This window comes from Streptacidiphilus sp. P02-A3a (assembly GCF_014084105.1).
Taxonomy (GTDB): Bacteria; Actinomycetota; Actinomycetes; order Streptomycetales; family Streptomycetaceae; genus Streptacidiphilus.
The window spans coordinates 2,091,042-2,115,361 of sequence record NZ_CP048289.1 but is presented as its reverse complement, the minus strand read 5'-3'; the positions used below and the strand labels follow the sequence as shown (position 1 = coordinate 2,115,361).

General features: G+C 72.5%; 16 protein-coding genes and 1 pseudogene. 9 read left to right on the top strand and 8 right to left on the bottom strand.

What is annotated here, in order from left to right; genetic code table 11:
• Positions 1–63: 63 nt before the first annotated feature.
• Complete coding sequence (locus GXP74_RS09520) at positions 64–1,581, bottom strand: CocE/NonD family hydrolase (RefSeq protein ID WP_182451031.1); 1,518 nt, start codon at positions 1,579–1,581, stop codon at positions 64–66.
• A 296-nt stretch (positions 1,582–1,877) separates the two neighbouring features.
• Between GXP74_RS09520 and GXP74_RS09515 the strand changes: the two genes are divergently transcribed.
• Positions 1,878–3,845, top strand: coding sequence for a phosphocholine-specific phospholipase C (locus tag GXP74_RS09515; RefSeq protein WP_182451030.1), 1,968 nt, complete (start codon positions 1,878–1,880; stop codon positions 3,843–3,845).
• A 49-nt stretch (positions 3,846–3,894) separates the two neighbouring features.
• Here GXP74_RS09515 and GXP74_RS09510 read toward each other — a convergent pair whose 3' ends face one another.
• Positions 3,895–5,016: a hypothetical protein gene (locus GXP74_RS09510; RefSeq protein WP_182451029.1), complete on the bottom strand. Its 1,122-nt coding sequence runs from the start codon at positions 5,014–5,016 to the stop codon at positions 3,895–3,897.
• Between the two features lie 100 nt (positions 5,017–5,116).
• On the opposite strand from GXP74_RS09510, the gene GXP74_RS09505 reads away from it, so the two are divergent.
• From GXP74_RS09505 to GXP74_RS09485, 5 genes and pseudogenes are all read left to right on the top strand, one after another.
• Complete coding sequence (locus tag GXP74_RS09505; RefSeq protein ID WP_182451027.1) at positions 5,117–5,992, top strand: MBL fold metallo-hydrolase; 876 nt, start codon at positions 5,117–5,119, stop codon at positions 5,990–5,992.
• 280 nt (positions 5,993–6,272) lie between these two features.
• Positions 6,273–6,878, top strand: coding sequence for an acetate uptake transporter (locus GXP74_RS09500; RefSeq protein WP_225447818.1), 606 nt, complete (start codon positions 6,273–6,275; stop codon positions 6,876–6,878).
• Positions 6,879–7,124: 246 nt separating this feature from the next.
• Entirely contained in the window at positions 7,125–8,819 is a 1,695-nt protein-coding gene (locus GXP74_RS09495; RefSeq protein WP_182451023.1) for an MFS transporter, read from the top strand.
• A gap of 134 nt (positions 8,820–8,953) precedes the next feature.
• Positions 8,954–9,109 (top strand): hypothetical protein, encoded by a 156-nt coding sequence (locus GXP74_RS09490; RefSeq protein WP_182451022.1) that lies wholly within the window; start codon positions 8,954–8,956, stop codon positions 9,107–9,109.
• Between the two features lie 163 nt (positions 9,110–9,272).
• Positions 9,273–10,145 (top strand): annotated as a pseudogene (locus GXP74_RS09485) (phosphatase PAP2 family protein); the annotation flags it as partial.
• A 286-nt stretch (positions 10,146–10,431) separates the two neighbouring features.
• Here the strand turns inward: GXP74_RS09485 and GXP74_RS09480 are convergent.
• On the bottom strand, positions 10,432–13,506 hold the full coding sequence (locus GXP74_RS09480; RefSeq protein WP_182451018.1) for a bifunctional [glutamine synthetase] adenylyltransferase/[glutamine synthetase]-adenylyl-L-tyrosine phosphorylase: 3,075 nt from the start codon (positions 13,504–13,506) through the stop codon (positions 10,432–10,434).
• 209 nt (positions 13,507–13,715) lie between these two features.
• On the opposite strand from GXP74_RS09480, the gene GXP74_RS09475 reads away from it, so the two are divergent.
• Complete coding sequence (locus tag GXP74_RS09475) at positions 13,716–14,912, top strand: acyltransferase (RefSeq protein WP_182451016.1); 1,197 nt, start codon at positions 13,716–13,718, stop codon at positions 14,910–14,912.
• Here GXP74_RS09475 and GXP74_RS09470 read toward each other — a convergent pair.
• Together GXP74_RS09470 and GXP74_RS09465 are read right to left on the bottom strand one after the other, a co-directional pair.
• The gene (locus GXP74_RS09470; protein WP_182451014.1) at positions 14,879–16,132 is read right to left on the bottom strand and encodes a hypothetical protein; all 1,254 of its coding nucleotides are present in this window, start codon (positions 16,130–16,132) and stop codon (positions 14,879–14,881) included. The two genes, GXP74_RS09475 and GXP74_RS09470, sit on opposite strands and share 34 nt — an antisense overlap.
• 124 nt (positions 16,133–16,256) lie before the next feature.
• A complete protein-coding gene (locus tag GXP74_RS09465) occupies positions 16,257–17,618 on the bottom strand; it encodes a glutamine synthetase family protein (protein WP_182451013.1) in 1,362 nt (453 codons plus the stop codon).
• Positions 17,619–17,844: 226 nt separating this feature from the next.
• On the opposite strand from GXP74_RS09465, the gene GXP74_RS09460 reads away from it, so the two are divergent.
• Entirely contained in the window at positions 17,845–19,605 is a 1,761-nt protein-coding gene (locus tag GXP74_RS09460) for an NAD+ synthase (RefSeq protein WP_182451011.1), read from the top strand.
• Positions 19,606–19,609: 4 nt separating this feature from the next.
• On the opposite strand, the gene GXP74_RS09455 is transcribed toward GXP74_RS09460, so the two are convergent.
• The 3 genes from GXP74_RS09455 to GXP74_RS09445 form a co-directional block, all read right to left on the bottom strand.
• On the bottom strand, positions 19,610–20,623 hold the full coding sequence (locus tag GXP74_RS09455; protein ID WP_182451009.1) for an endonuclease/exonuclease/phosphatase family protein: 1,014 nt from the start codon (positions 20,621–20,623) through the stop codon (positions 19,610–19,612).
• Positions 20,624–20,692: 69 nt separating this feature from the next.
• Positions 20,693–21,352 carry a TetR/AcrR family transcriptional regulator gene (locus GXP74_RS09450; RefSeq protein WP_225447816.1) on the bottom strand — a complete coding sequence of 220 codons (660 nt, stop codon included), beginning with the start codon at positions 21,350–21,352 and terminating at the stop codon, positions 20,693–20,695.
• A 4-nt stretch (positions 21,353–21,356) separates the two neighbouring features.
• Positions 21,357–23,045 carry an MFS transporter gene (locus GXP74_RS09445; protein ID WP_182451007.1) on the bottom strand — a complete coding sequence of 563 codons (1,689 nt, stop codon included), beginning with the start codon at positions 23,043–23,045 and terminating at the stop codon, positions 21,357–21,359.
• A gap of 192 nt (positions 23,046–23,237) precedes the next feature.
• On the opposite strand from GXP74_RS09445, the gene panB reads away from it, so the two are divergent.
• Positions 23,238–24,155 (top strand): 3-methyl-2-oxobutanoate hydroxymethyltransferase, encoded by a 918-nt coding sequence (gene panB / locus GXP74_RS09440; RefSeq protein ID WP_182451006.1) that lies wholly within the window; start codon positions 23,238–23,240, stop codon positions 24,153–24,155.
• Positions 24,156–24,320 lie beyond the last annotated feature (165 nt).

The window sequence follows — 24,320 nt, the reverse complement described above, 5'->3', positions numbered from 1 at the left end:
GGCCCGGGCGGACTCCTGGATGCGAGGGAGTCGGCCCGGGCCCAGCGGTCCGTGCGGCGACCGTCAGCCGACGGGCACGGTGAGCGTGCCGCCGCCGAAGGCGTCGGTGGAGCCGGTCTGGTCGGCGTCCGCGTAGAGCAGGTCCTTGGTGCCGACGACCAGCGCCAGGTGGTCCCCGGCGGGGACGTTGTAGTCGATGGCGTTGAGGTCCAGCGAGACCTGCAGCGGGACGCCGGGGGTGGCGTTCAGGTAGGTGTAGGGCACGTGGGTGACGAAGCTCGCGCTGCCGAGCCAGTTGACGTCGTAGAGGTAGGCGACCAGGGTGCCGCTGCCGGCGCTGGGGGTGACCGTGAACCGCGCCTGCGGGATGCCCCGGACGGCTGCCCCGGAGGCCAGCGTCGGACCCTGCCAGACGGCCGCGTCCGAGCGGTCCACCAGCGGCAGCCAGATCGACGCGGGTGAACCGCTGAGCTGGGTGAGGCCGTTGGTGAGGAACGGGACTCCGGCGTTGGCGACCGTGTAGTAACCCGAACTGATGGTGGTGGCGGACAGGTTGACGGTGTCGCTGCCGGTGGCGGTGGCCGCCCAGTCGGCGTAGTGCTGCTGGGTGCTGGAGCCGACGGCGGTGAGGTCGACGCCGGTACTGGCGGTGCCGGCGCCGTTCAGGTAGGTGTCGAACCAGTCGCCGACGTTGCTCCAGACCGTGTTCGGCAGCCCGGCCAGGCCGGTGAGCTCGACGGTGGCGTGGTCGCCGGGGGCGAGGTCGAGCCGCTTCGGGCCGGTGTACTGGTTGAAGAAGGAGACGACCTGGTCCGGCGCGAAGAAGCTGTCCCCGAAGGCGTTGGCGATGTAGACGGCCGGGTGGTTGGCGTCCAACTGGCTGAGGTAGGTGGCGGGTGAGCGGGCGGCGGCCCAGGACTCGACCCAGGGGATGTCCGTGTTGCCGCTGAGGTCGTTCAGCGCCTGCGTCAGCTGGGCGTCGGGGCGGCCGGTGAGCTGCCCGAGGAAGCCGAGCAGGTCGGCGGCGAGCAGGTGCCGGGTCTGGTTGCCGTAGAGCGAGTAGGTGAGGTCGGTCCAGGCGCTCATCGCGGCGACGGCCCTGATCCGGGGGTCGTGCGCGGCGGCGAGCAGTGACAGGCCCGCGCCGTAGGAGACCCCGGCGAAGCCGATGCGCGCCGGATCGGCGCTGGTGTCGGCCAGCGTCCAGTCGATGACGGCGGAGGCGTCGGCGACGTCCTGCGGGCTCGCGACGTGGATCTGGCCGCCGGAGTCGAGGAAGCCCTCGGGGGTGTAGGACACCACCACGTAGCCGCGCGCGGCGAGCGCCGTCTCCTGCGCGATGTACTCGACGTCGTTCAAAGACCAACTGGAGATGAACACAATCACCGGGTGCAGTCCCGGCGTCGTCGGCTGGTCGACGTTGGCACTGAGCGGCGTCCCGTCGGCTCCGGGGATGTCCAGGAAGGTCGGACCGGTGGTGCCCACCGTCGCCGCGAAGGCGCCACCGACGGCGGGCCCGAAGCCGATCAGTGCACAGATCAACGCTGTGACCAGCGAGAGGAGGGTAATGCGTCTGGGCATGGGGCAGCCTCCAGCGAGATGTTACTGGGCGGGAACATCGTGGTTACTGGAAGGTAAGGTCTTTGTCACCCAAGCACAATGAGGATGACCGGATTTGTTGCGGCAGAGCCCAGGAACCCGCCTCGGCGAACCGTTCCGTCGGCCATGGTTCATGTTCCGGACAACAAAGATGTCCAGACAAGTGGCTGACTTCTGGAGCACCTTTCTCCATAGTTCCGACCCATGGGCGCCGCGCGTCCCCTGGACCCCCGCCATCCGGGCGCGGGCCCGCGCGGCACTGCAGAAAGGTCTCCCCGATGTCCCCGATCTCCCGCAGGACACTGCTCGGCTCGGCCGCCGCGATCGGCGCGGGCACCGCACTGGGCGGGCTGCCCTTCAACGTGCGCAGGGCCATGGCGGCCAGCACCGGCAGCGGATCGCTCTCCTCCGTCAAGCACGTGGTGATCCTGATGCAGGAGAACCGTTCGTTCGACCACTACTACGGCACCCTCCAGGGCGTGCGCGGCTACGGCGACACCTCGCTGCTGCGCTTCCCCAAGGGCTCCAACGTGTGGAACCAGAACACCAAGGGCTCGGCCGGCGGCGGCACCACCCTGCTGCCCTGGCACCTCAACACCGCGCTCACCGACGCCCAGCAGGTCGAGGACCTCGACCACTCCTGGTCCGGCACCCACGGCGCCTGGAACGGCGGTCTGAACAACAACTGGATCCCGGAGAAGACCGGGTACACCATGGGCTACTACAACCGCGCCGACCTGCCGTTCCACTACGCCCTGGCCGACGCGTTCACCATCTGCGACCAGTACTTCTGCTCGGTCCAGGGGCCGACCAACCCGAACCGGCTGTACCAGTGGACCGGCATGATCGACCCGAACGGCACCGGCGGCGGCCCGGTCACCGACAACAGCGAGAGCGGCTACTCCTGGACCACCTACCCGGAGATGCTCCAGGACGCGGGCGTCAGCTGGCGGGTCTACCAGGAGGCGGACAACTTCGACGACAACCCGCTGGCCTGGTTCACCCAGTTCAAGGACGCGTCGACCTCCTCCCCGCTGTACACCAACGGCATGGCCCGGGTGAGCAGCATCAACGCGGCGATCACCGCCGACATCGCGGCCGGGACCTTCCCCACCGTCTCCTGGATCGTCGCCCCGACCGCCCAGTGCGAGCACCCGGCGAACCGCCCGGCCGACGGCGCCAACTTCGTCAGCGGCGTGCTCTCGGCCATCGCCGGCGACCAGGCCACCTGGGACTCCACCGTCGTCTTCTACAACTTCGACGAGAACGACGGCTTCTTCGACCACGTCGCCCCGCCCACCGCGCCCTCCGGCACCGCCGCCGAGTACGTCTCCGGCCTGCCGATCGGCATGGGCCCGCGGGTCCCGATGACCGTCATCTCGCCCTGGTCCACCGGCGGCCGGGTCTGCTCGCAGACCTTCGACCACACCTCCCCGCTGCAGTTCGCCGAGCTGGTCACCGGCGTCCAGTGCGGCAACATCTCCGCCTGGCGCCGCGAGGTCAGCGGCAACCTCACCAACGCCTTCAACTTCGGCAACAGCCCGGTCGCCTTCCCGACCAACCTGCCGAACACCGCCGCGCTGGTCACCGCCGCCAACAACGAGGAGTCGCTGCCCGCGCCGAAGATCCCCTCGGCCGGGGCGCTGCCCGCGCAGGAGTCCGGCGACCGCCCGGCCCAGCCGGTCGGCTACGTCTTCAACACCACCTCCTGGACGGTCACCTCGACCGGCCGGATCTGGTTCCAGACCGTCTCCGCCGGTTCGCAGGGCGGCGCGTTCACCGCGTACACCGTCAACGACCGCACCTACGACGCCTGGCCCTACACCTGTGCCGCGGGCGGCACCATCTCGGACTACTTCTCCGCCAAGACCTACGGCGGCGGCCCCTACGACATCGACCTGCACGGCCCGGACGGCTACCTGCGCGGCTTCCAGGGCAACGTGCTCACCTGGTCCAACACCAGCCTGGCCCACCCCGAGGCCTACGTGGTCGACAACCAGGACGGCGCCACCCTGGCGCTGACCGTCACCAACGCGGGCACCGTGCCCGCCGTGTTCACCATCAACGCCAACGCCGCCTACCTCGCCGGCGGCGGCTCGGCCGGCACGGTCACGGTCGCCGCCGGGGGCAGCTACAGCACCACCCTGAACGCCACCTCGGCGGGCCGGTACGACTACACGGTCACCGCCAACACCGGCGACGGCTTCGCCCGCCGCTTCGCCGGTCGCCTGTACCCGCAGGGCTGACCGGCTGGTCGCGGGGGCGGACCGGGCCCGGTCCGCCCCCGCGCACCGCTCAGCCGCGGCCGGTGAGCCCCCGCAGCTCCGCCAGCTCGTCCTCGTCCGCGCCCAACTGCTCGGCCTGGCCCACCAGTTCGGCGATGTCCCGCTGCCGTCCCCACTGCCGCAGGAACTCCGCGTAGGCGAGCAGCGCCTGTAGGTCGCCCGCCTCGACACCGCTGCGGTAGCACTCCTCGGCGGACCGGCGGTCCTTGCGGTCCTCGTGGATCAGCGCCAGGTTCAGCCAGGCGTTGGACTCGCCGTCGGCGGCGGCGGCCTGGTACTCGGCCACCGCCTCGTCGAAGCGGTCCCGGTCGGCCAGGTACAGCGCGAAGTCGAAGTGGGCGCCCGGCTCCTGCTCCGCCAGCGCCCGGCGGAACTCGGCCTCGGCGGTGGCCTGCTCCTGCGGGGTGCCGTGCTCGGCGCAGAAGTTGGCCCAGGCCAGCCGCGCCCCCTCGACCCCGTCGGCGAGCGCGTCGCCGAGGTGCTCGCGGGCGTCGTCCACCCGGCCCAGCAGCTGCTCGCACTCGGCCATCGGCACCAGCACCGAGCGCACGCCCGCGTCCAGCCCGCGCACCAGCCACGGCAGCGCGCGCTCGGGCCGGTCGGACTCCAGGTGCATCCGGCCCAGGTTGCCCAGCGCCATCAGGTCGCCGCGCTCCACCGCCAGCAGCAGCACCTCCTCCGCCTCGGCCAGCCGGCTCGGGTCCTCGCTGAGGAACACGCCGAAGTCGTTCAGCGCCTCGGTGTCGCCGGTGGCGATGGCCCGGCGGTACCACTCCTCACCGCGCTCGCGGTCGCCCATCTCGTCGGCCAGCACCGCCGCCGTCCACAGGGCGACGTCGCGTCCGCCGCGACCGGCCGCGTCCAGCGCCTCCAGCGCCTCCTCCGGCTCGTCGAGTTCCAGCAGCAGCACGGCCAGCGCCTCGTAGGCCGCCACCGCGCCGCCGTCCGCCGTCTTCTGCAGGATCTCCAACGCGGCCTCGACGTCCTCCCACTCCTCGACCAGGTCGAGCAGCTTGTCGGCGACCTCGTCGTGCCTGCTGTCCCACGCCCGCGCGTACAACTCCAGGGCGGCCGCGTGGTTGCCCTCCGCGGCCTCGTGGTCCGCGCGCTGTACGAGAACCTGGTCGAGCATGGTGTGTCCCTTCGGCGGTAGTGTCACCCCAAGTATGGAGACTCCCCGCCGCCCCCGGCACCGCCGACCAGCGCCGGGGCGGGCCGACAGGGGTGGCGGGATGCCGGACAGGGCCGCGGACGGCTGGCGCGAGATCGCCGACGGGGTGTTCCAGCGGCGCTACCAACCGGTGGACGTGACCGTGTGCGCGATCGTCGGGGCGGACGGCACCGCCGTGGTGGACACCCGCTGCAGCCTCGCCGAGGGGCGCGAACTACGGGAGCACCTGCGGCAGTTGTCGGCCGCGCCGGTGCGCTGGGTGGTGAACACGCACGCCCACTTCGACCACGTCTGGGGCAACGCCGAGTTCGCCGCGCCCCGGCAGCTCCCGCCCGCGCAGTTCTGGGCGCACGCCGCCGCCGCGCGGGCGATGGCGGCCTCCCGCGACGGCGCGCCGGACGACCTCGCGTTCAAGGCCGAGCTGGCCGCGGAGAGCCCGGAATGGGCCGCGCGGATGGCCGAACTGGTGGAGGTCGTCCCGGAGCACACCGTCCGCACCGCGCACACCCTGGACCTGGGCGACCGCGAGGTCCGACTGCTGCATCCGGGGCGCGGGCACACCGACGGCGACCTGGTGCTGCACCTGCCGGAGTCCGACACGCTGCTGGTAGGCGACCTGGTGGAGGAGTCCGGCGAGCCCGCCTTCGGCCCGGACTCCTTCCCGCTGGACTGGGCGCCGACGCTGGACGCGCTGCTCGCCGTCACCGGCCCCGGCACGGTGCTCGTCCCCGGCCACGGCGACCCGGTGGACGCCGCCTTCGTCCGCGCCCAGCGGGACGCGATCCGCGCGGTGGCGGACCGCTGCGCCGCGCTGCGGGCGGCCGGGGTGCCGGTCGGCGAGGCGCTGGCGGCGACGGACGACTGGGCGTTCGACCCGTCGGCTCTGGGCCGCGCCGTCGAACGCGCCTACGCGCAACTGGACGGCACCCTCGCCTGAGGGCAGGCGACCTCTCTCGACACTCTGTTCCCATTCCGCACATGCGTCCGAACATTGACGGCAGTAGGGGTGCCCGAGTGACGGCTGGGACGAGCGGGGGCCATGCGCACGCCAAGTTCACTCGATTGCCTTGGCCGAATCGGTGCTGGATCTGTCATACAGTCACATACTTGATGGGTCAGCTTTTTGTGCCTGCCTCGGGTCTGCTCGTCCGGCGGAGCGCACCACCCCCGGCGAGCGCTCCCCCGTGCGCGGGCGCTCATCGGAGATGAGGCGTTCCATGCCAGAGACGCACACACCCGCACCCACCGCACCGGCGATCGCCGACCCGGCCCCCCTGGGTCTGGCCGCGTTCGCCATGACCACGCTCGTGCTCAGCTCGTTCAACGCCGGGTTCCTCGACAAGTCAGCCTCAGCCGTGGTCCTGCCACTGGCGCTGTTCTACGGTGGACTGGCCCAACTCCTGGCCGGCATGTGGGAGTTCCGTAGAGGCAACACCTTCGGAGCGACCGCCTTCAGCTCCTTCGGCGCGTTCTGGCTGGCCTACTACGGACTGGTCAAGGACACCCTGCCCGGCCTGACCGGCTCCAGCGCGGCCAACACCGGCAACGCCGTGGGCCTGTTCCTGCTGCTGTGGGGGGTCTTCACGCTCTACATGACGATCGCCGCGCTGCGGGTGAACAAGGCGGTGCTCGGCGTGTTCGTCGCGCTGACCGTCACCTTCGTGGTGCTGGCCGTCGGCTCCTTCGCGGCGAACGACACCATCACCAAGGTCGGCGGCTGGCTCGGCCTGCTGACCGGCCTGATCGCCTGGTACGCCTCCTTCGCCGGGGTGGCCGCGTCCACCTTCGGCCGACCGGTGGTGCCGACCGGTCCCGCCGCGTAGCGGCGAGCGCACCACGGCGGCCCCGGGGCGGTGCTCCGGGGCCGCCGCCATGCCCGGGGCCGCTGCCGTGCCCGGGGCCGCTGCTCACCGGGGGCGTACTCGTCGGTGCGTACACGGAACCCCTGCACGTGTCTAGGCCGTACCGACTGGTCGGTACTACCCTCCCCTCACGCCCTCGCCGCCGGGAGGCCCCCTGCTCCGGCCCGACCGCGCCGTCCATCCGAAACCGGTGCCCAGAGGAGCAGCATGACCAGTACCCCGCTCACCGCCGACGACCCGTCCGGCAGATCCGCGCCCCGCCCCGGTGCCGTCGTCGGCCGCCTGTGGCGGCGCGACCTCGACGCCTACCCCGAGCGCGGGCGCCGCTACGCGTACCTGGCGATCGTGGTGCTGACCACGGTCGTGCTGTACTACGCGCTGTACATCCAGTACGCGGTGGCGACCTCGATCATCACCCACTACGGGATGACCTACCGCTACTTCGTGGCCGTCTCCGTGGTCGGCAACGCCGTCGGTGCCTTCGCCTCGCTGGTGGCCGGTCTCGCGGACCGCTGGGGCCGGGCCAACCTGGTGGTCTACGGGCTGCTGGTGACCGGCCTGCTGGTGCTGTTCGGGCTGCCGAACGCGCCGAACCAGGGCAGCTACCTGGCGCTGTTCGCGGTGGTCGGCTTCATCGAGGGCATGGTGCTGGTGGCCACCCCGGCGCTGATCCGGGACTTCTCGCCGCAGCTGGGCCGGGCCACCGCCATGGGCTCCTGGACCATGGGCCCGGTGCTGGGCAGCCTGGTGGTCACCACCGTCACCAGCCACACCCTCGCCACGTCGAGCTGGCAGGACGAACTGCGCTACGCCGGTCTCTCGGCGCTGCTGGTCTTCCTGCTCGCGCTGGTCGCGCTGCGCGAGCTGGCGCCCCGGCTGCGGGACCAGATCATGGTCAGCCTGCGCGACCGGGCGCTGGTCGAGGCCCGCGCCAAGGGCATCGACGGGTCGGGTCACGCACGCGGCGGCTGGCGGCAGATGCTGCGGCCGGACGTGCTCGGCTCGGCCTTCGCGATCAGCGTCTACCTGCTGCTGTACTTCGCCGCGGTCGGCAACTTCGTGGTCTACTTCGCGACCGCCTTCGGCTACACCGAGCAGCGGGCGAACGCGCTGGCCAACTGGTACTGGGCAGCCAACGCGGTGGCACTGGTGGTCGCCGGACTGGCCTCGGACCGGCTGCGGGTGCGCAAGCCGTTCATGGTGGCCGGCGCGGTCGGCAGCGCCGTCTGCACCCTGTTCTTCACCCTGGACGCCACCCGCCCGGCCACCGGGTACTACACCTTCGCCTGGCTGTTCGTCGGGATCGGGGTGTTCAGCGGCTTCGCCTACGCGCCGTGGATGGCGAGCTTCACCGAGACCGTGGAGCGGCACAACCCGGCCGCGACCGCGACCGGTCTCGCGGTGTGGGGCTGGATCGTCCGGATCGTGGTGGCGGTCTCCGCCGCGTTCGTCCCGATCGTGGTGACCTCGGTGACGCCGCTGGTGGATCACGGTACGCAGGTGGCGGCGGCGGAGCGGACGGCCGGGCCCGCGCTGGCGGTCGTCGCCGCCCACCCGGCGCTGTTCGCCGAGCTGGCGGCGTACCCGCCGACGGCGGTCCCGCCGGCGCTGCTGGCGCAGGCGGCGCAACAGGTCGGACTGCCCGGGCTGCGGACGGTGCGGCAGGCGCAGCCGCAGCTGGCGGTGCTGCGGCAGTACGGGACCCAGGTGCAGCGGGCGGCCAAGGACAATCCGGGCGACTGGCAGACCTGGTGGTGGGTGTGCCTGGCCGGGCAGGTGCTGTTCCTGCCGTTCGTGTTCCTGATGAGCGGCCGCTGGAGCCCGAAGCGGGCCCGGGCCGACGCCGAGGAGCACCGGCGCTCGGTCGAGCGGGAGCTGGCGGCGCTGGGCGCCGCGGGCTGAACCGGCCCGGCCGGTCGGCAACGCGCTTTACCCGTTGATCGAACCTTTGATGGCGGTACGACCGGGAATCGCCCTGATCGGCGTAGCGGCGCGCGGATCCCGGGGACGGCGGCCGGGTCCGCGCGCTCCCCCGATTGGAGTACACCGGGGCGACGGCGGCCCCGGCGGCCGCCGACCCGGCCGCATCCCAGCTGTCCCACCCGTACCGCCGTGACCTGGGCAGGCGCCCCGGCCCCGGGCGCACCCCCGGTACCGGTGGCCCCGACGTCACCGCCGACACCTGGCAGTAAGATCGACAGAGTGCTGGGAGTCGTCGCCCGACCGGGCCGCCGCTCCGACCCGTTCGGTCCTGCGGCGGCATACGGCCGTAGGACTTCAGAGGGATATCAGGCGGCGAATCCCCAACCAGAGGGTGATCAGGTCGCGGGAGGCCGCATGGCAGACTACTGCTCCATGGGGGAACCTGAGCGGGACCATGACGGCGGCAGGACCGCCGTAGCGGTACGTCCTGGTTCCGTCGCCCCCGACGGAGCCACACGTGCCGCTGTCAGCCCTTCCCTCCGGGTGCGTTTCCTGCGTGGGGTGGCGCGCCCGTTGTTCGGGCACTTCCGCGACCCGGGCCGTCCCCGGGTGTGGTTCGAACTGGCGTTGATCGGGATCAGCTACTGGATCTACTCGCTGGTCCGCAACGCCGTGCCGGAGATGGAGACGCGGGCCCAGCGCAACGCGCACTCCATCTGGAGCTTCGAACAGCACCTCGGCATCGCCTACGAGCAGCGGATCAACCACGCCTTCGACTCGGTGACCTGGTTGATCACCGGCATGGACTACTACTACGCCACGCTGCACTTCATCATGACCATCGGCGTGCTGGTGTGGCTGTTCCGCAGCCATCCGGGCCGCTACGCGGCGGCCAGGCTGGCGCTGTTCGTGACCACGGCGGTGGCGCTGCTCGGGTACTACTTCTACCCGCTGGCCCCACCCCGGCTGATGACCGGCGCCGACTTCATCGACACCGTCGCCAAGCACCACACCTGGGGCTCGATGGCCTCCGGCGACATGTCGCAGGTGTCCAACCAGTTCGCGGCGATGCCGTCGATGCACATCGGCTGGTCGCTGTGGTGCGGGCTGACCATCGCCTTCCTGGCGCGCAGGCGCTGGGTGAAGGTGGTCGGGCTGCTCTATCCGCTGAGCACGCTGCTGGTGATCATCGCCACCGCCAACCACTTCTTCATGGACGCCCTGGTCGGGGCGGTGTGCACGATGTTCGGCCTGGTCGTCTCCCGGCTCGTCTACGGACGCTGGGCCTACGCCTTCCCGCGTCGCCGGGAGACCCCGGCCGACCAGGACGGCGACCAGGGGCCGGACGCCGGGCCGCGGCCCGGCGCCGACGCCGAGGAGGGACCGGCCGGTCACGAGCCCGGCGCGGACGAGTCGGCCGAGGCCGCCGCCCCCGCCCCCGGGGTCCCGGACGGGGAGCAGGCCGCGCCGGACCGGGCGACGGCCGAGCACGCCGAGCAGACCGAGCACGGCGAGGGCCCACCACGGCCGGGCGCCGACTCGGAGCGTCCGAAGGTTCCGGTCCACCCGTAGCCGGGGCGGCGGCGGCCGGTCAGCCGTAGAACAGCTCCTCCACCACCGCCCGGGCGCGGCGCGCGCAGCGCCGGTAGTCGTCCACCATCTCCCCGGCGTGCCTGCTGCCGTAGCCGAGGTAGCGGGCGACCCCGGCCAGCTCCCTCGGGTCCCCGGGGAAGCTGTCCCCGGGACGGCCCCGGACCAGCATCACCGCGTTGCGCACCCGCCCGGCCCGCACCCAGGCGGTGTCCAGCTCGGCGGCGGCGTCCGGATCGACCAGGCCCGCCGCGACGGCCGCCGCCAGCGCCGCCCTGGTCCTGGTGGTGCGCAGCCCCTCGACCCGGTGGCCGTACTGGAGCTGGAGCAGCTGGACGGTCCACTCGACGTCGGCGAGCCCGCCCGGGCCGAGCTTGGTGTGGGTGGTCGGGTCCGCGCCGCGCGGCATCCGCTCGGTCTCGACCCGGGCCTTGAGCCGCCGGATCTCCCGCAGCCGGGCCTCGTCCAGGCCGTCGGCCGGGTAGCGCAGCGGGTCGACCAGGGCGGTGAAGGCGCCGCCGAGCCGCTCGTCACCGGCGACCGGGCGGGCCCGCAGCAGCGCCTGGCTCTCCCACGGCCGGGACCAGCGGCGGTAGTACGCGGCGTACGAGGCCAGGGAGCGCACCAGCGGGCCCTGGCGGCCCTCGGGCCGCAGGTCGGCGTCGATCAGCAGCGGCGGCTCGGTGGAGGGCAGCTGGAGCAGTCGGCGGACCTCCTCGAAGACCGCCCGGGCCGCCCCGGCCGCCCGGACCTCGTCCGCCCCGGGCAGCGGGTCGTGCACGAACATGACGTCGGCGTCGCTGCCGTAGCCCAGCTCCGCGCCGCCGAAGCGGCCCATGCCGATGATCGCCAGCCGAGTCGGCAGGGGTTCGCCCGCGGCCCGCTCGGCGGCGTCGGCGCACGCGCGCAGCGCCCCGGCCAGGGTCGCGGTGTTCAGTTCGGTCAGCGCGTCGGCACTGTCCCCGAGCCGCCCCAGGACGTCGGCGGCGGCGGTGCGGAACAGCTCCCGGCGGCGGACCGAGCGGGCGGCGGCGACCGCCGCCGGGGCGCCGTCCGCGCGGCCGACGGCGGACCGTATCTCCCGGTCGAGCACGGCGTGGCCGCGCGGTTGCAGACCGTCGCTGTCGCCGAGCAGCGCCACCGCCTCCGGCGCGCGCAGCAGCAGATCGGGGGCGAGCCGACCGGAGGACAGGATCCGGGACAGGTTCTCGGCGGTGGCGCCCTCGTCCCGCAGCAGCCGCAGGTACCAGGGGGTGGAGCCGAGGCTGTCGGAGACCTTGCGGAAGTTCAGCAGCCCGGCGTCCGGGTCGGCCGACTCGGCGAACCAGCCGAGCATCACCGGCAGCAGCGTGCGCTGCAACGCCGCGCGGCGGCTGACGCCGGAGGCCAGCGCCTGGAGGTGCCGCATCGCGTCGGCCGGGTCGCGGTAGCCGAGGGCGGCCAGCCGGGTGCGGGCGGCCTCGGCGCTCAGGCCGCCGTGCCGGGGGGCGCCCCCCTCCGGCCCGCCGAGGTCGTCCGCGAGCACCGACTCGTCCGCGCCGAGCCGGGCGACGGCGTCCAGCAGCGGCCGGTAGAACAGCTTCTCGTGCAGGCGGCGCACCTCGCGGGCGTGCCGCCGCCACTCCTTGGTCAGCTCGGCGACCGGGTCGGCGCGCAGGCCCAGCGAGCGGCCGAGGCGGCGCAGGTCCTCCGCGCCGGTGGGCACCAGGTGGGTCCGGCGCAGCTGGAACAGCTGGATCCGGTGCTCCATCGAGCGCAGGAACCGGTACGCCTGGTCCAGCGAGGCGGCGTCGGCGCGGCCCACGTAGCCCCCGGCGGAGAGGTCGGCGAGGGCGGTGAGCGTGTTCGGGCTGCGCAGCGTCTCGTCCGCGCGGCCGTGCACCAGCTGCAGCAGCTGCACCGAGAACTCGACGTCGCGCAGGCCGCCGGGGCCGAGCTTCAGCTCCCGGTCGATCTCGGCCGCGGGGATCGCGTCGATCACCCGCTCGCGCATCTGCTGGACGTCCTGGACGAAGTTCTCCCGCTCCGCCGCGTGCCAGACCAGCGGGGTGACCGCGTCCAGGTAGGCCCGGCCGAGTTCGGCGTCGCCGGCGACCGGGCGGGCCTTCAGCAGCGCCTGGAACTCCCAGGTCTTGGCCCACCGCTGGTAGTAGGCGAGGTGGCTGCCGAGGGTGCGCACCAGCGGCCCGTTCTTGCCCTCCGGGCGCAGGTTGGCGTCCACCGGCCAGATGGTGCCCTCGCGGGTGGTGTCGGAGCACAGCCGCATCAGCCGGGCCGCGAGCCGGGTCGCGGCCCGGACCGCCGACCCGTCGGCGTCGGGTTCACCGGAGTCGGCCTGGCCGCGCGGCTCGGCGACGAAGACGACGTCCACGTCGGAGACGTAGTTCAGTTCGTGTCCGCCGCACTTGCCCATGGCGATGACCGCCAGTCGGCAGGCCTTGGCGGCGGCCGGGTCCTCCTCCAGCGCGATGTCCAGTGCCGCCTGAAGCGTGGCCCCGGCCAGGTCGGCCAGTTCGGCGGCGGTCTGGCCGATGCCGGTGGTGCCGGTCAGGTCGCGGGCCGCGATGCCGAGCAGGCAGCGGCGGTAGCCGGTGCGCAGCGCGTCGGCGCGGTCACCGGCGGCCGGGTCCTCCCAGATGTGCGCGTACAGCGCGCGCAGGAACTCCTCGGGGCCGGGGTGGATGTCGCGGATCTCGAAGGTGACCAGGGCGTGCCAGTCGTGCGGGTGCCGGGCCAGGTGGTCGCCGAGGGCGGCGCTGGCGCCGAGCACGCCGAGCAGCCGGTCCCGCAGCGGCTTGCTGGTGGTCAGCGTGTCCAGCAGGGTCCGCCGGTCCGCGTCGGAGCAGGCCTCGGCGACCCGGGCGAGGCCGAGCAGCGCCAGGTCCGGATCGGCGGTCGCGGCGAGGGCATCGATCAGCACCGAGTCGCCGGAGTGCTGGGCCAGCGCGGGCTCGGCCAGTCGGCGGACGGCCGCCTCCGGGTCGGTGAAGCCGCGCCGGGCCAGCCGCCCGGCCGGGTTGCTGCGCCTGGTCCCGCTGCCGGGCGCGGCGGCGCCGGGGCCGCTGTCGCCGGTCACGCGGTCACCCTGTGCTCTGTCCAAGTCGATGCCCTCCGACTCCGATGCGACGGCCCCCGATGCGACGGCCCCTGGTTCGATGTTCGAACGAGTGGTGAGATTACGTGCCCCTGACCGGTTCTTCCCGCGCGCGCTGCCGTGACTCCTCCCGGCGCCCGGCCGTTGTGCCGGTTCCAGCCCCACCTCGCCGAGTCCGCCGGGAGGCCCGCGTGGATGCCGCCGCCGCGGTGACCCGCCGTGCCGCGCTGCCCGGGCTGACCGGGCTGCGGTTCTGGGCGGCCCTCCTGGTGGTGTTCTACCACCTGAGCCGCGAATACCACCCACTGCCGCTGCTCAGTCCGCTGGTCTGGTACGGGCGGGACGGCGTCACCTTCTTCTTCGTGCTGTCCGGCTTCGTGCTGGCCTGGTCCGGCGGCGACCGGGTTCCGGCGCGGGTCCTCTACTGGCGGCGGTTCGCCCGGATCTGGCCGCTGCACCTGCTGGCCACCGGGCTGGCGCTGGCGGTGACCGCGCTGCTGGGCGCGGCGCTGCCGGTCACCGCCGCGCTGTGGTCGCTGCCGCTGCTCCAGGCCTGGTCCCCGGCCGAGGTGTACGGCGGCAATCCGGCCGCCTGGTCGCTCAGCGCCGAGGCCTGGTTCTACCTGCTGACCCCCGCGCTGCTGCGGTTCCTGCGGCGGCGCGGCGGGCGGACCCTGGCGCTGCTGGCGGCCGGGGCCTGCGTGGTCGGGGTCGGCTGCTGGCTGGGCGGCGCGCCGGTCGGCTCACCGACCGAGCGCGAGTGGCTGCTGGACTACCTGCCCTTGGCCCGCACCCCGCAGTTCCTGCTCGGGGCGGTGACCGCGGTGGCGGTCCGGCGCGGCTGGCGGCCACCGGTCGGCCCGGGCGCGGCGGTGGGCGCGGCGCTGCTCTGGCACGCGGCGCTGATCCCCTGGTCCGCGGCGGTGCCCGACGGCCGCTGGGACAGCCCGTACAGCGGTTCCCAGGCGCTGGTCGCGCCGCTGTTCGCGGTGCTGGTCGCGGCGGTGGCGGTGCGCGACCTGGCCCCCGGGGGCGGATCCGGCCTCCTCGGCGGGGCGGTGGCACGGCGGCTGGGGCACTGGTCCTTCGCCTGGTACCTGGTGCACCAGAGCTGCCTGCGGCTGGCGCTGCTGCTGGGCGGGCCGCCGCGCGGGGTGCGGGCGGCGGCGGTGGGGTGGCTGCTGGTGACCGCCACCAGCCTGGGGCTGGCCGCGGCGCTGTACCAGTGGGTGGAGCGGCCGCTGGAGCGGTGGCTGCGCGCCCTCGGCCCGCAGCCGCCGCAACGGCACGGCGTGCCGGGCCCGGTGGTTCCCCGGGCCCGGCACGCCGGGAGCGTGGTTCCGGCGGAGCCGGGTCAGCTGCTCTGGTCCAGGTCGACGGCCGAGTAGACCACCCCGACCTGGTAGCCGTCCGACTTGGTGTCGAAGGTGAAGGAGATGCTGGTGTCACCGTTGCGCAGCACGTGCGACACGTCGACGATGTTGGAGTCGTACCCCAGCTGGTTCTCGTACGAGGGCGCGCGCACCACCGGGTTGTTCCGGGACTCGTTCTCGATGGTCGAGTTCAGGAAGTCGTCGGCCGGCTTGTCCCAGGTGTGCAGCACCGTCAGCGGCCCGTTGGTCGACTGCACGCTGACGCTGTCGTGGCCGTAGGTGCGGTCGCCGTCGTAGGCGACGAAGCCCAACTCGCCGTGGATCGGGCCCTGCTGCGGGGTCTGCAGCCCGTCCACGGTGAACTTCAGCGGCGGGGACTCCGGCAGCTCGATCTGGAAGCCGTCCGAGACCTCGACGTGGCGCAGCGGCATGTCGCAGTTCTCGTACGCCACCACCAGCGACCAGCCGCCCCAGCTGTGCGGCTTCACCACCGAGTCCATGTCGGCCACGGTGTAGTTGCCCGCGCCCGCGTTCCGGACCAGGTCGGTGACGTCGGCCGACGCCTGGTAGCCGTGCTCCCGGGCGTTGCCCTCGCCGACCCCGGTCATCCAGCCCAGGTCCTTGTACGAGGGGTCGGTGTTGACCTCGTGGTAGTCGTGCCCGCCCGGGGTCTTGAACAGCACCCCGTCGACCTGGCTGAGCGGCAGGATGGTGTCGCCGATGCCCCTGGTCCCGCCCCAGTACAGCCGGGCGAACTTGATCGTGGAGTTGGCCGGGACCTTCAGCTCGGAGCTGCTGGAGGAGTACAGCTTCTCGTAGCCGCCGCCCTCGGCGGGCGGGAGCTTGAAGGAGCCCGGGTACTGGTTGACGTACCGCATGTCGTAGTTGTTGTTGAAGATGCCGCGGCCGATGCCCTGCTGGGCCTCCCGGCAGGGCGCGGCGTCCTTGGCGACCGGCGGCTTGTTCTCCTCGCAGGTCATCAGTGTGTTCCCGGCGCGGGTGACCGACCCGTGCAGGTCCTCCTTGAAACGGACCTTGATCGGCAACGGGTGCTCGGTCCAGTCGGTCCCGTCCCGGAGATGGTGCCCGGGACCGGTGCGCTCCACGGTCGCGGCGCCCGAGGCGGGCGCGAAGGCGAACTGGGAGACGGCGGCCACACCCGCCACCCCCAGCGCGACCATGGCCCGGGCCGCTCGGGGTGCGCGGACCGTCTTCCCTGCGGTGCTCAGCTGCATCGGAACCTCTCGGTCGTACCAGTTCGATACGCCCATCGGAACACGACGCTCCGTCACCCGCCGCTCACACTCCGCCATCGGAGTGCCGTCTTCTCCCGCCGCGGGCGCACCGGCCACCGTGCCGTCACAGCACCGGCAGGTTCTTCCGCAGCTCGAACGCGGTGACCTCGGAGCGGTACTCCTCCCACTCCTGGCGCTTGTTGCGCAGGAAGAAGTCGAAGACGTGCTCGCCGAGGGTCTCCTGGACGAGTTCGCTGTGCTGCATCAGGTCGATGGCCTCGCCGAGGTTCTGCGGCAGCGGCTGGATGCCCATCGCGCGGCGCTCCATGCTGCTGAGCGCCCAGACGTCGTCGTCGGCGCCGGGGGGCAGCTCGTAGCCCTCCTGGATGCCCTTGAGGCCCGCGGCGAGGATCACCGAGTAGGCCAGGTAGGGGTTGCAGCCGGTGTCCAGGGAGCGGATCTCGACCCGGGTCGAGCCCTGCTTGCTGGGCTTGTACATGGGCACCCGGACCAGCGCCGAGCGGTTGTTATGCCCCCAGCAGATGTACGAGGGGGCCTCGCCGCCGGCGCCCGCCGAGCGCTGCGAGCCGCCCCAGATCCGCTTGTAGGAGTTGACCCACTGGTTGGTGATGGCGGCGGTCTCGGCGGCGTGCCGCAGCAGTCCGGCGATGAACGAGCGGCCGACCTTGGACAGCTGGTACTCGGCGCCCGCCTCGTGGAAGGCGTTGCGGTCGCCCTCGAACAGCGACAGGTGGGTGTGCATGCCGGAGCCGGGGTGGTTCGAGAAGGGCTTCGGCATGAAGCTGGCGTGCACGCCCTGCTCCAGCGCGACCTCCTTCATGACCGTGCGGAAGGTCATGATGTTGTCGGCGGTGGACAGCGCGTCGGCGTAGCGCAGGTCGATCTCCTGCTGGCCGGGGGCGCCCTCGTGGTGGCTGAACTCCACCGAGATGCCCATCGACTCCAGCATGGTGATCGCCTGGCGGCGGAAGTCGTGGCCGACGCCGCGCGGGGTGTGGTCGAAGTAGCCGGAGTGGTCGGCCGGGGTCGGCGTGGTGCCGTCCGTGGGCAGGTCGTTGAGCAGGAAGAACTCGATCTCGGGGTGGGTGTAGAAGGTGAACCCGAGGTTGGAGCACTTCTCCAGGGTGCGCTTGAGGACGTAGCGCGGGTCCGCGTACGAGGGCGAGCCGTCCGGCATCAGGATGTCGCAGAACATGCGCGCGGTGCCCGGGGCCTCGGAGCGCCAGGGCAGTATCTGGAAGGTGGACGGGTCCGGCTGCGCCAGCATGTCCGACTCGTAGACCCGCGCGAAGCCCTCGATCGCCGAGCCGTCGAATCCGATGCCCTCCTCGAAGGCCTGGTCGAGCTCCGCGGGGGCGACGGCCACGGACTTCAGGAACCCGAGGACGTCCGTGAACCACAGCCGGACGAAACGGATGTCGCGCTCTTCGAGTGTGCGGAGAACAAACTCCTGCTGCTTGCCCATGGCGACAGTCTCACCTCTGCTCTTTACGTCCGCGTTAACAGGGCGCGGCCTGTGGTGTCGGCGTGCCCCGCGCCGTACTTGTCCGCTGGTCGCATCATCGCAGATCCGAACGGCGATGCGGCAGGTCGGCAGGACCAGCCGGGGCGGACCCCGGCGCGGCGGGGGGCGGGCGCGGCGGCGACGGCACGGCTACCCATAGCGTCGCTCCGACGATTAGGGTGGCCCCGTGCCCTCCCTACGCGTCGCACTGAACCAGACCGACACCACGGTCGGCGACATCAGCGGCAACACCGAGCTCGTGCTGCGGTGGACCCGACACGCCGCCGAGCGCGGCGCCCAGCTGGTCGCCTTCCCCGAGATGGCGCTGACCGGCTACCCCGTGGAGGACCTGGCGCTGCGGCCCTCCTTCGTGGACGCCTCACGCGCGGCGCTGGTCGAGCTGGCCGAGCGGCTGACGGCCGAGGGGCTGGGCTCGGTGGCCGTGGTCGTCGGCTACCTGGGCCGGTCGACCACCAGCTCGGACCGGCTCGGGCTGCCGGTGGGCTCGCCGCAGAACTGCGCGGCGGTGCTGTTCGGCGGCAAGGTGGTCACCCGGCTGGCGAAGCACCACCTGCCGAACTACGGCGTCTTCGACGAGTTCCGCTACTTCGTCCCCGGCGACACGCTGCCGGTGGTCCGGTTGCACGGGGTGGACGTGGCGCTGGCGGTCTGCGAGGACATCTGGCAGGACGGCGGCCGGGTGCAGGCCGCCCGGCAGGCCGGGGCCGGGCTGCTGCTGGTGGTCAACGCCTCGCCGTACGAGGCGGACAAGGACGACGCGCGGCTGGAGCTGGTGCGCCGCCGCGCGGTCGAGGCGGGCTGCACCCTGGCCTATGTGAACCTGGTCGGCGGCCAGGACGAGCTGGTCTTCGACGGCGGCTCGCTGGTGGTCGACGCCGAGGGCGAGGTGCTGGCCCGGGCGCCGCAGTTCGAGGAGGGCTGCCTGCTGCTCGACCTGGAACTGCCGCAGGCCACCGACGAGGCCCGGGAGGGCGGCAGCCGCTTCGTCGCGGACGGCCTGGAGGTCGTGCACACCCTCCTGTCGGAGGAGCCGCTGCCCGCGCCCGCCGAACCGGTGAAGGCCGGTCTGGCCCCGCCGCTGGACGCGGCGGAGGAGGTGTACGGGGCGCTGGTCACCGGCCTGCGCGGGTACGTCCGCAAGAACGGCTTCACGTCGGTGCTGATCGGGCTGTCCGGCGGCATCGACTCGGCGCTGGTCGCGGCACTGGCGGTGGACGCCGTCGGCGCGGAGAACGTGCACTGCGTGTCGATGCCGAGCGACTACTCCTCGCAGCACTCCCGGGACGACGCGGCCGAGCTGGCCCGGCGCACCGGGCTGCACTTCCGCACGGTGTCGATCGCGCCGATGTTCGACTCGTACATGGGCGCGCTCGGGCTGACCGGGCTGGCCGAGGAGAACCTGCAGTCGCGGCTGCGCGGGACACTGCTGATGGCGATCTCCAACCAGGAGAACCACCTGGTGCTCGCCCCGGGCAACAAGAGCGAGCTGGCGGTGGGCTACTCCACGCTGTACGGCGACTCGGTGGGGGCGTTCGGGCCGATCAAGGACGTCTACAAGTCGCTGGTCCTCCGGCTGGCGGTCTGGCGCAACCAGGCGGCCGAGGCGCGCGGCGAGACGCCGCCGATCCCGGAGAACACCATCTCCAAGCCGCCGAGCGCGGAACTGCGGCCGGGGCAGGTGGACACCGACTCGCTGCCGGACTACGACCTGCTGGACGCGGTGCTCACGGCCTACATCGAGCAGGACAAGGGGCGGGCGGAGATCCTGGCCGAGGGGTTCGACCCGGCGGTGGTGGACCGGGTGATCCGGCTGGTGGACACGGCCGAGTACAAGCGGCGGCAGTACCCTCCGGGCACCAAGATCTCGTCGAAGAACTTCGGCCGGGACCGGCGGCAGCCGATCACCAACCGGTGGCGCGAGAGCTGAGCGCTCACAGTTCGATGTGGGCGGCGATCGGCAGGTGGTCGCTGCCGGTCCTGGGCAGCGTCCAGGCGTCGGTCGGGGTGACCCCGCGGGTCATGATCTGGTCGATCCGCGCCATCGGGAACTGCGCCGGATAGCTGAAGCCGAAGCCGGAACCGGCCGAGCCCTGGGCCGAGCGCATCTGCGAGGTGACCGGGGCCAGGCTGCGGTCGTTCATCGTCCCGTTGAGGTCGCCCATCAGGATCACCTTGGACAGCTTCTCCTGCGCCAGTGCCAGCCCCAGCGCGTTGGCGCTGGCGTCCCGCTGGTTGGCGGTGAACCCGTTGTCGAACTGCACCCGCACCGACGGCAGGTGGGCGACGTAGACGGCGACGTCCCCCTCGGGCGTCACCACCGTGGTCCGCAGCGCCCGCACCCAGCCGATCTTGATGTCCACCGGTTCGGTGCCGGTCAGCGGGTCCTTGGACCAGAGCCCGACGGTGCCCTCGACCGCCCGGTACGGGTACTGCGCCGCCAGGTCGCGCTCGAAGACCGGCAGCTCCGTCGCCGACACCTCGACCAGCGAGATCACGTCGGCGTGCGCCGCCTCCAGCACCCGCACGGTCTGCGGGATGTCCTTGTTGTAGGCCCAGACGTTGTGCTGCACCACCGTGAAGTCGTAGGGACCACCGCTCTTGTCGGTGAGCAGTGCTCCGAACAGGTTGACCCAGAGCAGCGTCGGCACCAGCAGCGCCACCAGCGCCGTCGCCGAGCGCCGCAGCAGCGCGGGCACCAGCAGTACCGGCACCGCCACGCCCACCCACGGCAGGAAGGTCTCCAGCAGGCTGCCGAAGTTGCCGAAGGTGTTGGGCACCGACGCGTGGAAGGCCAGCAGGCAGGCGACGCCGAGCGCCAGTACCGCCACGATCCAGCCGCGCCGCCAGGTGTTGCGGCCCTTGGCGTCCCGTCCCCAGCGCCGGGTGCCGGGCAGCCGTCGCCAGCGACTGCCCGGCCGGTCCGCTCCGGTCTCCGTGCCTGCCATCGTGAAACCCATATGCCGTACTCGTCCCTGTTGTCTGCGTACGGATTGCAGGACGCCGGGAAAGGGCGCTCAGGTTCCGGATGCTACCGGGGCGAGACCCTGGAGCAGTGTGTCCACGATGGTCGCGGACAGGTCGGGGTCGTCGAGTTCGGCTTCCGGGTGCAGCAGTGCCCGCGACAGCATCGGCCCGACGAGCAGTTCGCCGAGCAGGTCCGGATCCACGTCGCCGCGGATCTCGCCTCGGGCCACACCCTTCTCGATCAGGCGGCGGAGCCGGGCCCGGCGCGGCGCGACCACCTCGTCCAGGTAGCGCTGGTGCAGCTCGGGCATGGCCCGGAACTGGGTGGCGAACAGCACCAGCGAGGAGCGTTCGCGCCGGGCCACCGCGGCCATCCGGATCGACTCCATGATCTGCACCAGCAGGTCCCGCACCGTTCCGTCGACGTACTCCGGCTCGGCGCGGTCGGTGCGCACCAGCACGTCCAGCAGCAGGGCCTCCTTGTTGGGCCAGCGCCGGTAGATGGTGGCCTTGCCGACGCCCGCCCCGACGGCGATGCCCTCGACCGACATGCCGTCGAGGGTGCCGCCCTGGTCCAGCAGCCGCAGCACCGCCTCGATGATGGCCTGCTCGGCGGCCTCGCTCCGGGGGCGGCCCCGGCGCGGTCCGCACGGCCCGGGGAGCGCCGTTTCGGCCGCGTCCACCGTTTCCGCTGTCTCCGTGCTGTCCACAGTCCTATTCTGCCGTCTCGGGCGCGGGCTCCGGCACCAGCGCCTCCAGCCGGGTGACCGGCTGCTCGGCCGGTGCCGAGGCGTGGCCCGGGGCCTGGACGGGAGCCTGACCCGGGGCCCGGGTCCGGGCGGGTTCCTCGGCCCGCGGGGCGCGCCGGGGCAGCAGCGCCAGCGCGATGACCGCGCCGGCCAGCGCGACCACGCCCGCGCTCAGCGCGGTGACGTGCATCGAGTGGACGAAGGCGTCCTTGGCCGGGCCGACCAGCCCGGCGGCGCCGCCGCCGACCCGCTCGACGACGCCGAGGGTGCCCTCGATGGACTGCCCGGCGGTGGAGCGCAGCGGCGCGGGCAGGGTGCCGAGCCGGTCCTGGATGCCGTTGCGGTACACGGTCGACAGCAGCGCGCCGAGGATGGCCACCCCGAGCGACCCGCCGACCTGGCGGAAGGTGTTGCTGACGGCGGAACCGGATCCGGCCTTCTCCCGGGGCAGGCTGGACATGATGGTCACCGTGGCCGGGGGCATCACCAGCGCCATGCCGGAGCCCTGGACGAAGCCCAGCACCTCCAGCACCCAGATCGAGGTGGTGCGGCCGAGCAGCAGGTAGCCGGCGAAGGTGACCGCGATCAGCAGCAGCCCGACGCCGACGGTGACGTTGGCGCCGAAGCGGGTGACCGCGTGCCGGGCGCGCGGCGAGACCAGCAGCTGGGCCCCCGCCAGCGGCAGCAGCAGCAGACCGGCGTGCAGCGCGCTGTAGCCGCGCACGCTCTGGAGGTAGAACACCGAGAAGAAGGTGACGCCCATCAGCGCGAAGAAGGTCAGGCCGATGGAGACCACCGCCGCCGAGAAGTGCCGGTCGCGGAACCAGCCGACGGTGAGCACGGGGTGGGCGGTCCGCTGCTGGTGCCAGACGAACACCACGAGCAGCAGCAGGCCGCCGGCTATCGGCGCCCAGGCGCTGGTGACGGTGAAGTCGGCGTCCTGTCCGCCCTGGATGATGCCGTAGACCAGCAGCACCAGGCCGAGGATGGAGAGCAGCACGCCCACCGGGTCGAGCCGCCCGGGCTTGGGGTCCCGCGAGTCCGGGACCAGCCAGACCATGCCGATCAGCGCGACCACCACGATCGGGACGTTGACCAGGAACACCGAGCCCCACCAGAAGTGCGACAGCAGCAGCCCGCCGACGACCGGGCCGATGGCGATGGCCAGGCCGACCGCGCCGGAGTAGATGCCGATGGCCCGGGGCTGCTCCTCGCGCTCGAAGACGTTCATGATGATGGCGAGCGTCGCGGGCATCACGAACGCGCCGCCGAGGCCCATGGCCGCGCGGTAGGCGATCAGCTCGCCCGGCGAGGTGGCGAAGGAGCAGAGCAGCGAGCCCAGGCCGAAGATCACCATGCCCGCGAGCAGCGTCTTCTTGCGTCCGATGCGGTCGCCGAGCAGCCCGGCGGTGAACAGCAGCCCGGCGAAGACCAGCGTGTAGGAGTTGACCGCCCATTCCAGCTGGCTCTGGCTGGCGCCGATGCCGACGGGGGCGGGGGTGGCGATGGTCTTCATCGCGACGTTCAGGATCGAGCTGTCGAGTACCACGACCAGCAGGCTGAACAGCAGGACGGTGAGGATGGCCCAGCGGCGCCGGTGGATCGGCTCGGGGACCCGGCGCGCGGCGGGCGCCGAAGGCATAGCGGTCGTCATGGGGATCAGCCTAACCTCATTTACGATACGAGTACGTCTCGTATCGTAAATCTTCGGCAACGATCGGCGCTGCCGTCCGGTCGATAGGGGCGCCCCCGCCCCTTTGCGCACGGGGTGCGGCGTGACAGCATGGAAGGGAATCCGGGGACGCCCCTGCGGCGCCACGAGACGACCCAGTACAGGAGACCTGTCATGCAGAACGGTTCGCTTCAGCCTGCCGTCGCACCATCCGCTCCCACCACCCCCGCCACGCCTGGCGCGCCCGCGTCCGCCGCGAAGGTGCCGACGAGCCTGTACGGCGGGGTCAGCCACCGCCGGGTGACCGTCCGCGACCTGGCCGCCGCCAAGCGGCGCGGGGAGCGCTGGCCGATGCTCACCGCGTACGACGCGCTCACCGCGTCGGTCTTCGACGAGGCCGGGATCCCGGTGCTGCTGGTCGGGGACTCGGCGGGCAACTGTCACCTCGGCTACGAGAACACCGTGCCGGTGACCATGGACCAGATGGTGATGCTGTCCGCCGCCGTCGTCCGCGGCACCAAGCGCGCGCTGATCGTCGCCGACCTGCCGTTCGGCTCCTACCAGGAGTCCCCGACGCAGGCCCTGCACAGCGGGACCCGGCTGCTGAAGGAGGCGGGCGTCGGCGCGATCAAGCTGGAGGGCGGCGAGCGCTCCGCGCCCGCCATCGAGCAGATGGTGCAGGCCGGTATCCCGGTGATGGCGCACCTGGGCCTGACCCCGCAGTCGGTGAACGCCTTCGGCGGCTACCCGGTCCAGGGCCGGGGCGACGAGGCGGCGCACCAACTGCTGCGCGACGCCAAGACGGTCGCCTCGGCGGGCGCCTTCGCGGTGGTCCTGGAGGCCGTCCCGGCCGAGCTGGCCGCGCAGGTCACCGCCTCGCTGCAGATCCCGACCGTCGGCATCGGCGCGGGCCCGGACTGCGACGCCCAGGTCCTGGTGTGGACCGACATGGCGGGCATGACCAAGGGCTCGGTGCCGTCCTTCGTCAAGCAGTACGCCGACCTGCGGGCCACCCTCGGCGACGCCGCCCGCGCCTACGCGGCGGACGTCATCGGCGGCAGCTTCCCCGCCGCGGAGCACAGCTTCCACTGACGCCGGCTCACCCCCGGCAGGGGGCGCGGACGCCGACCCACACCCCGACGTCCGCGCCCCTCCCCCAGCGCGGTTCCCCGGCGATTCCCAGCGCGGTTCCCGCGACCGGGACTTTGTCGCAAGCTTGTGACACGACAGGGTGGGCCGACTGCTGCCGACGATGCG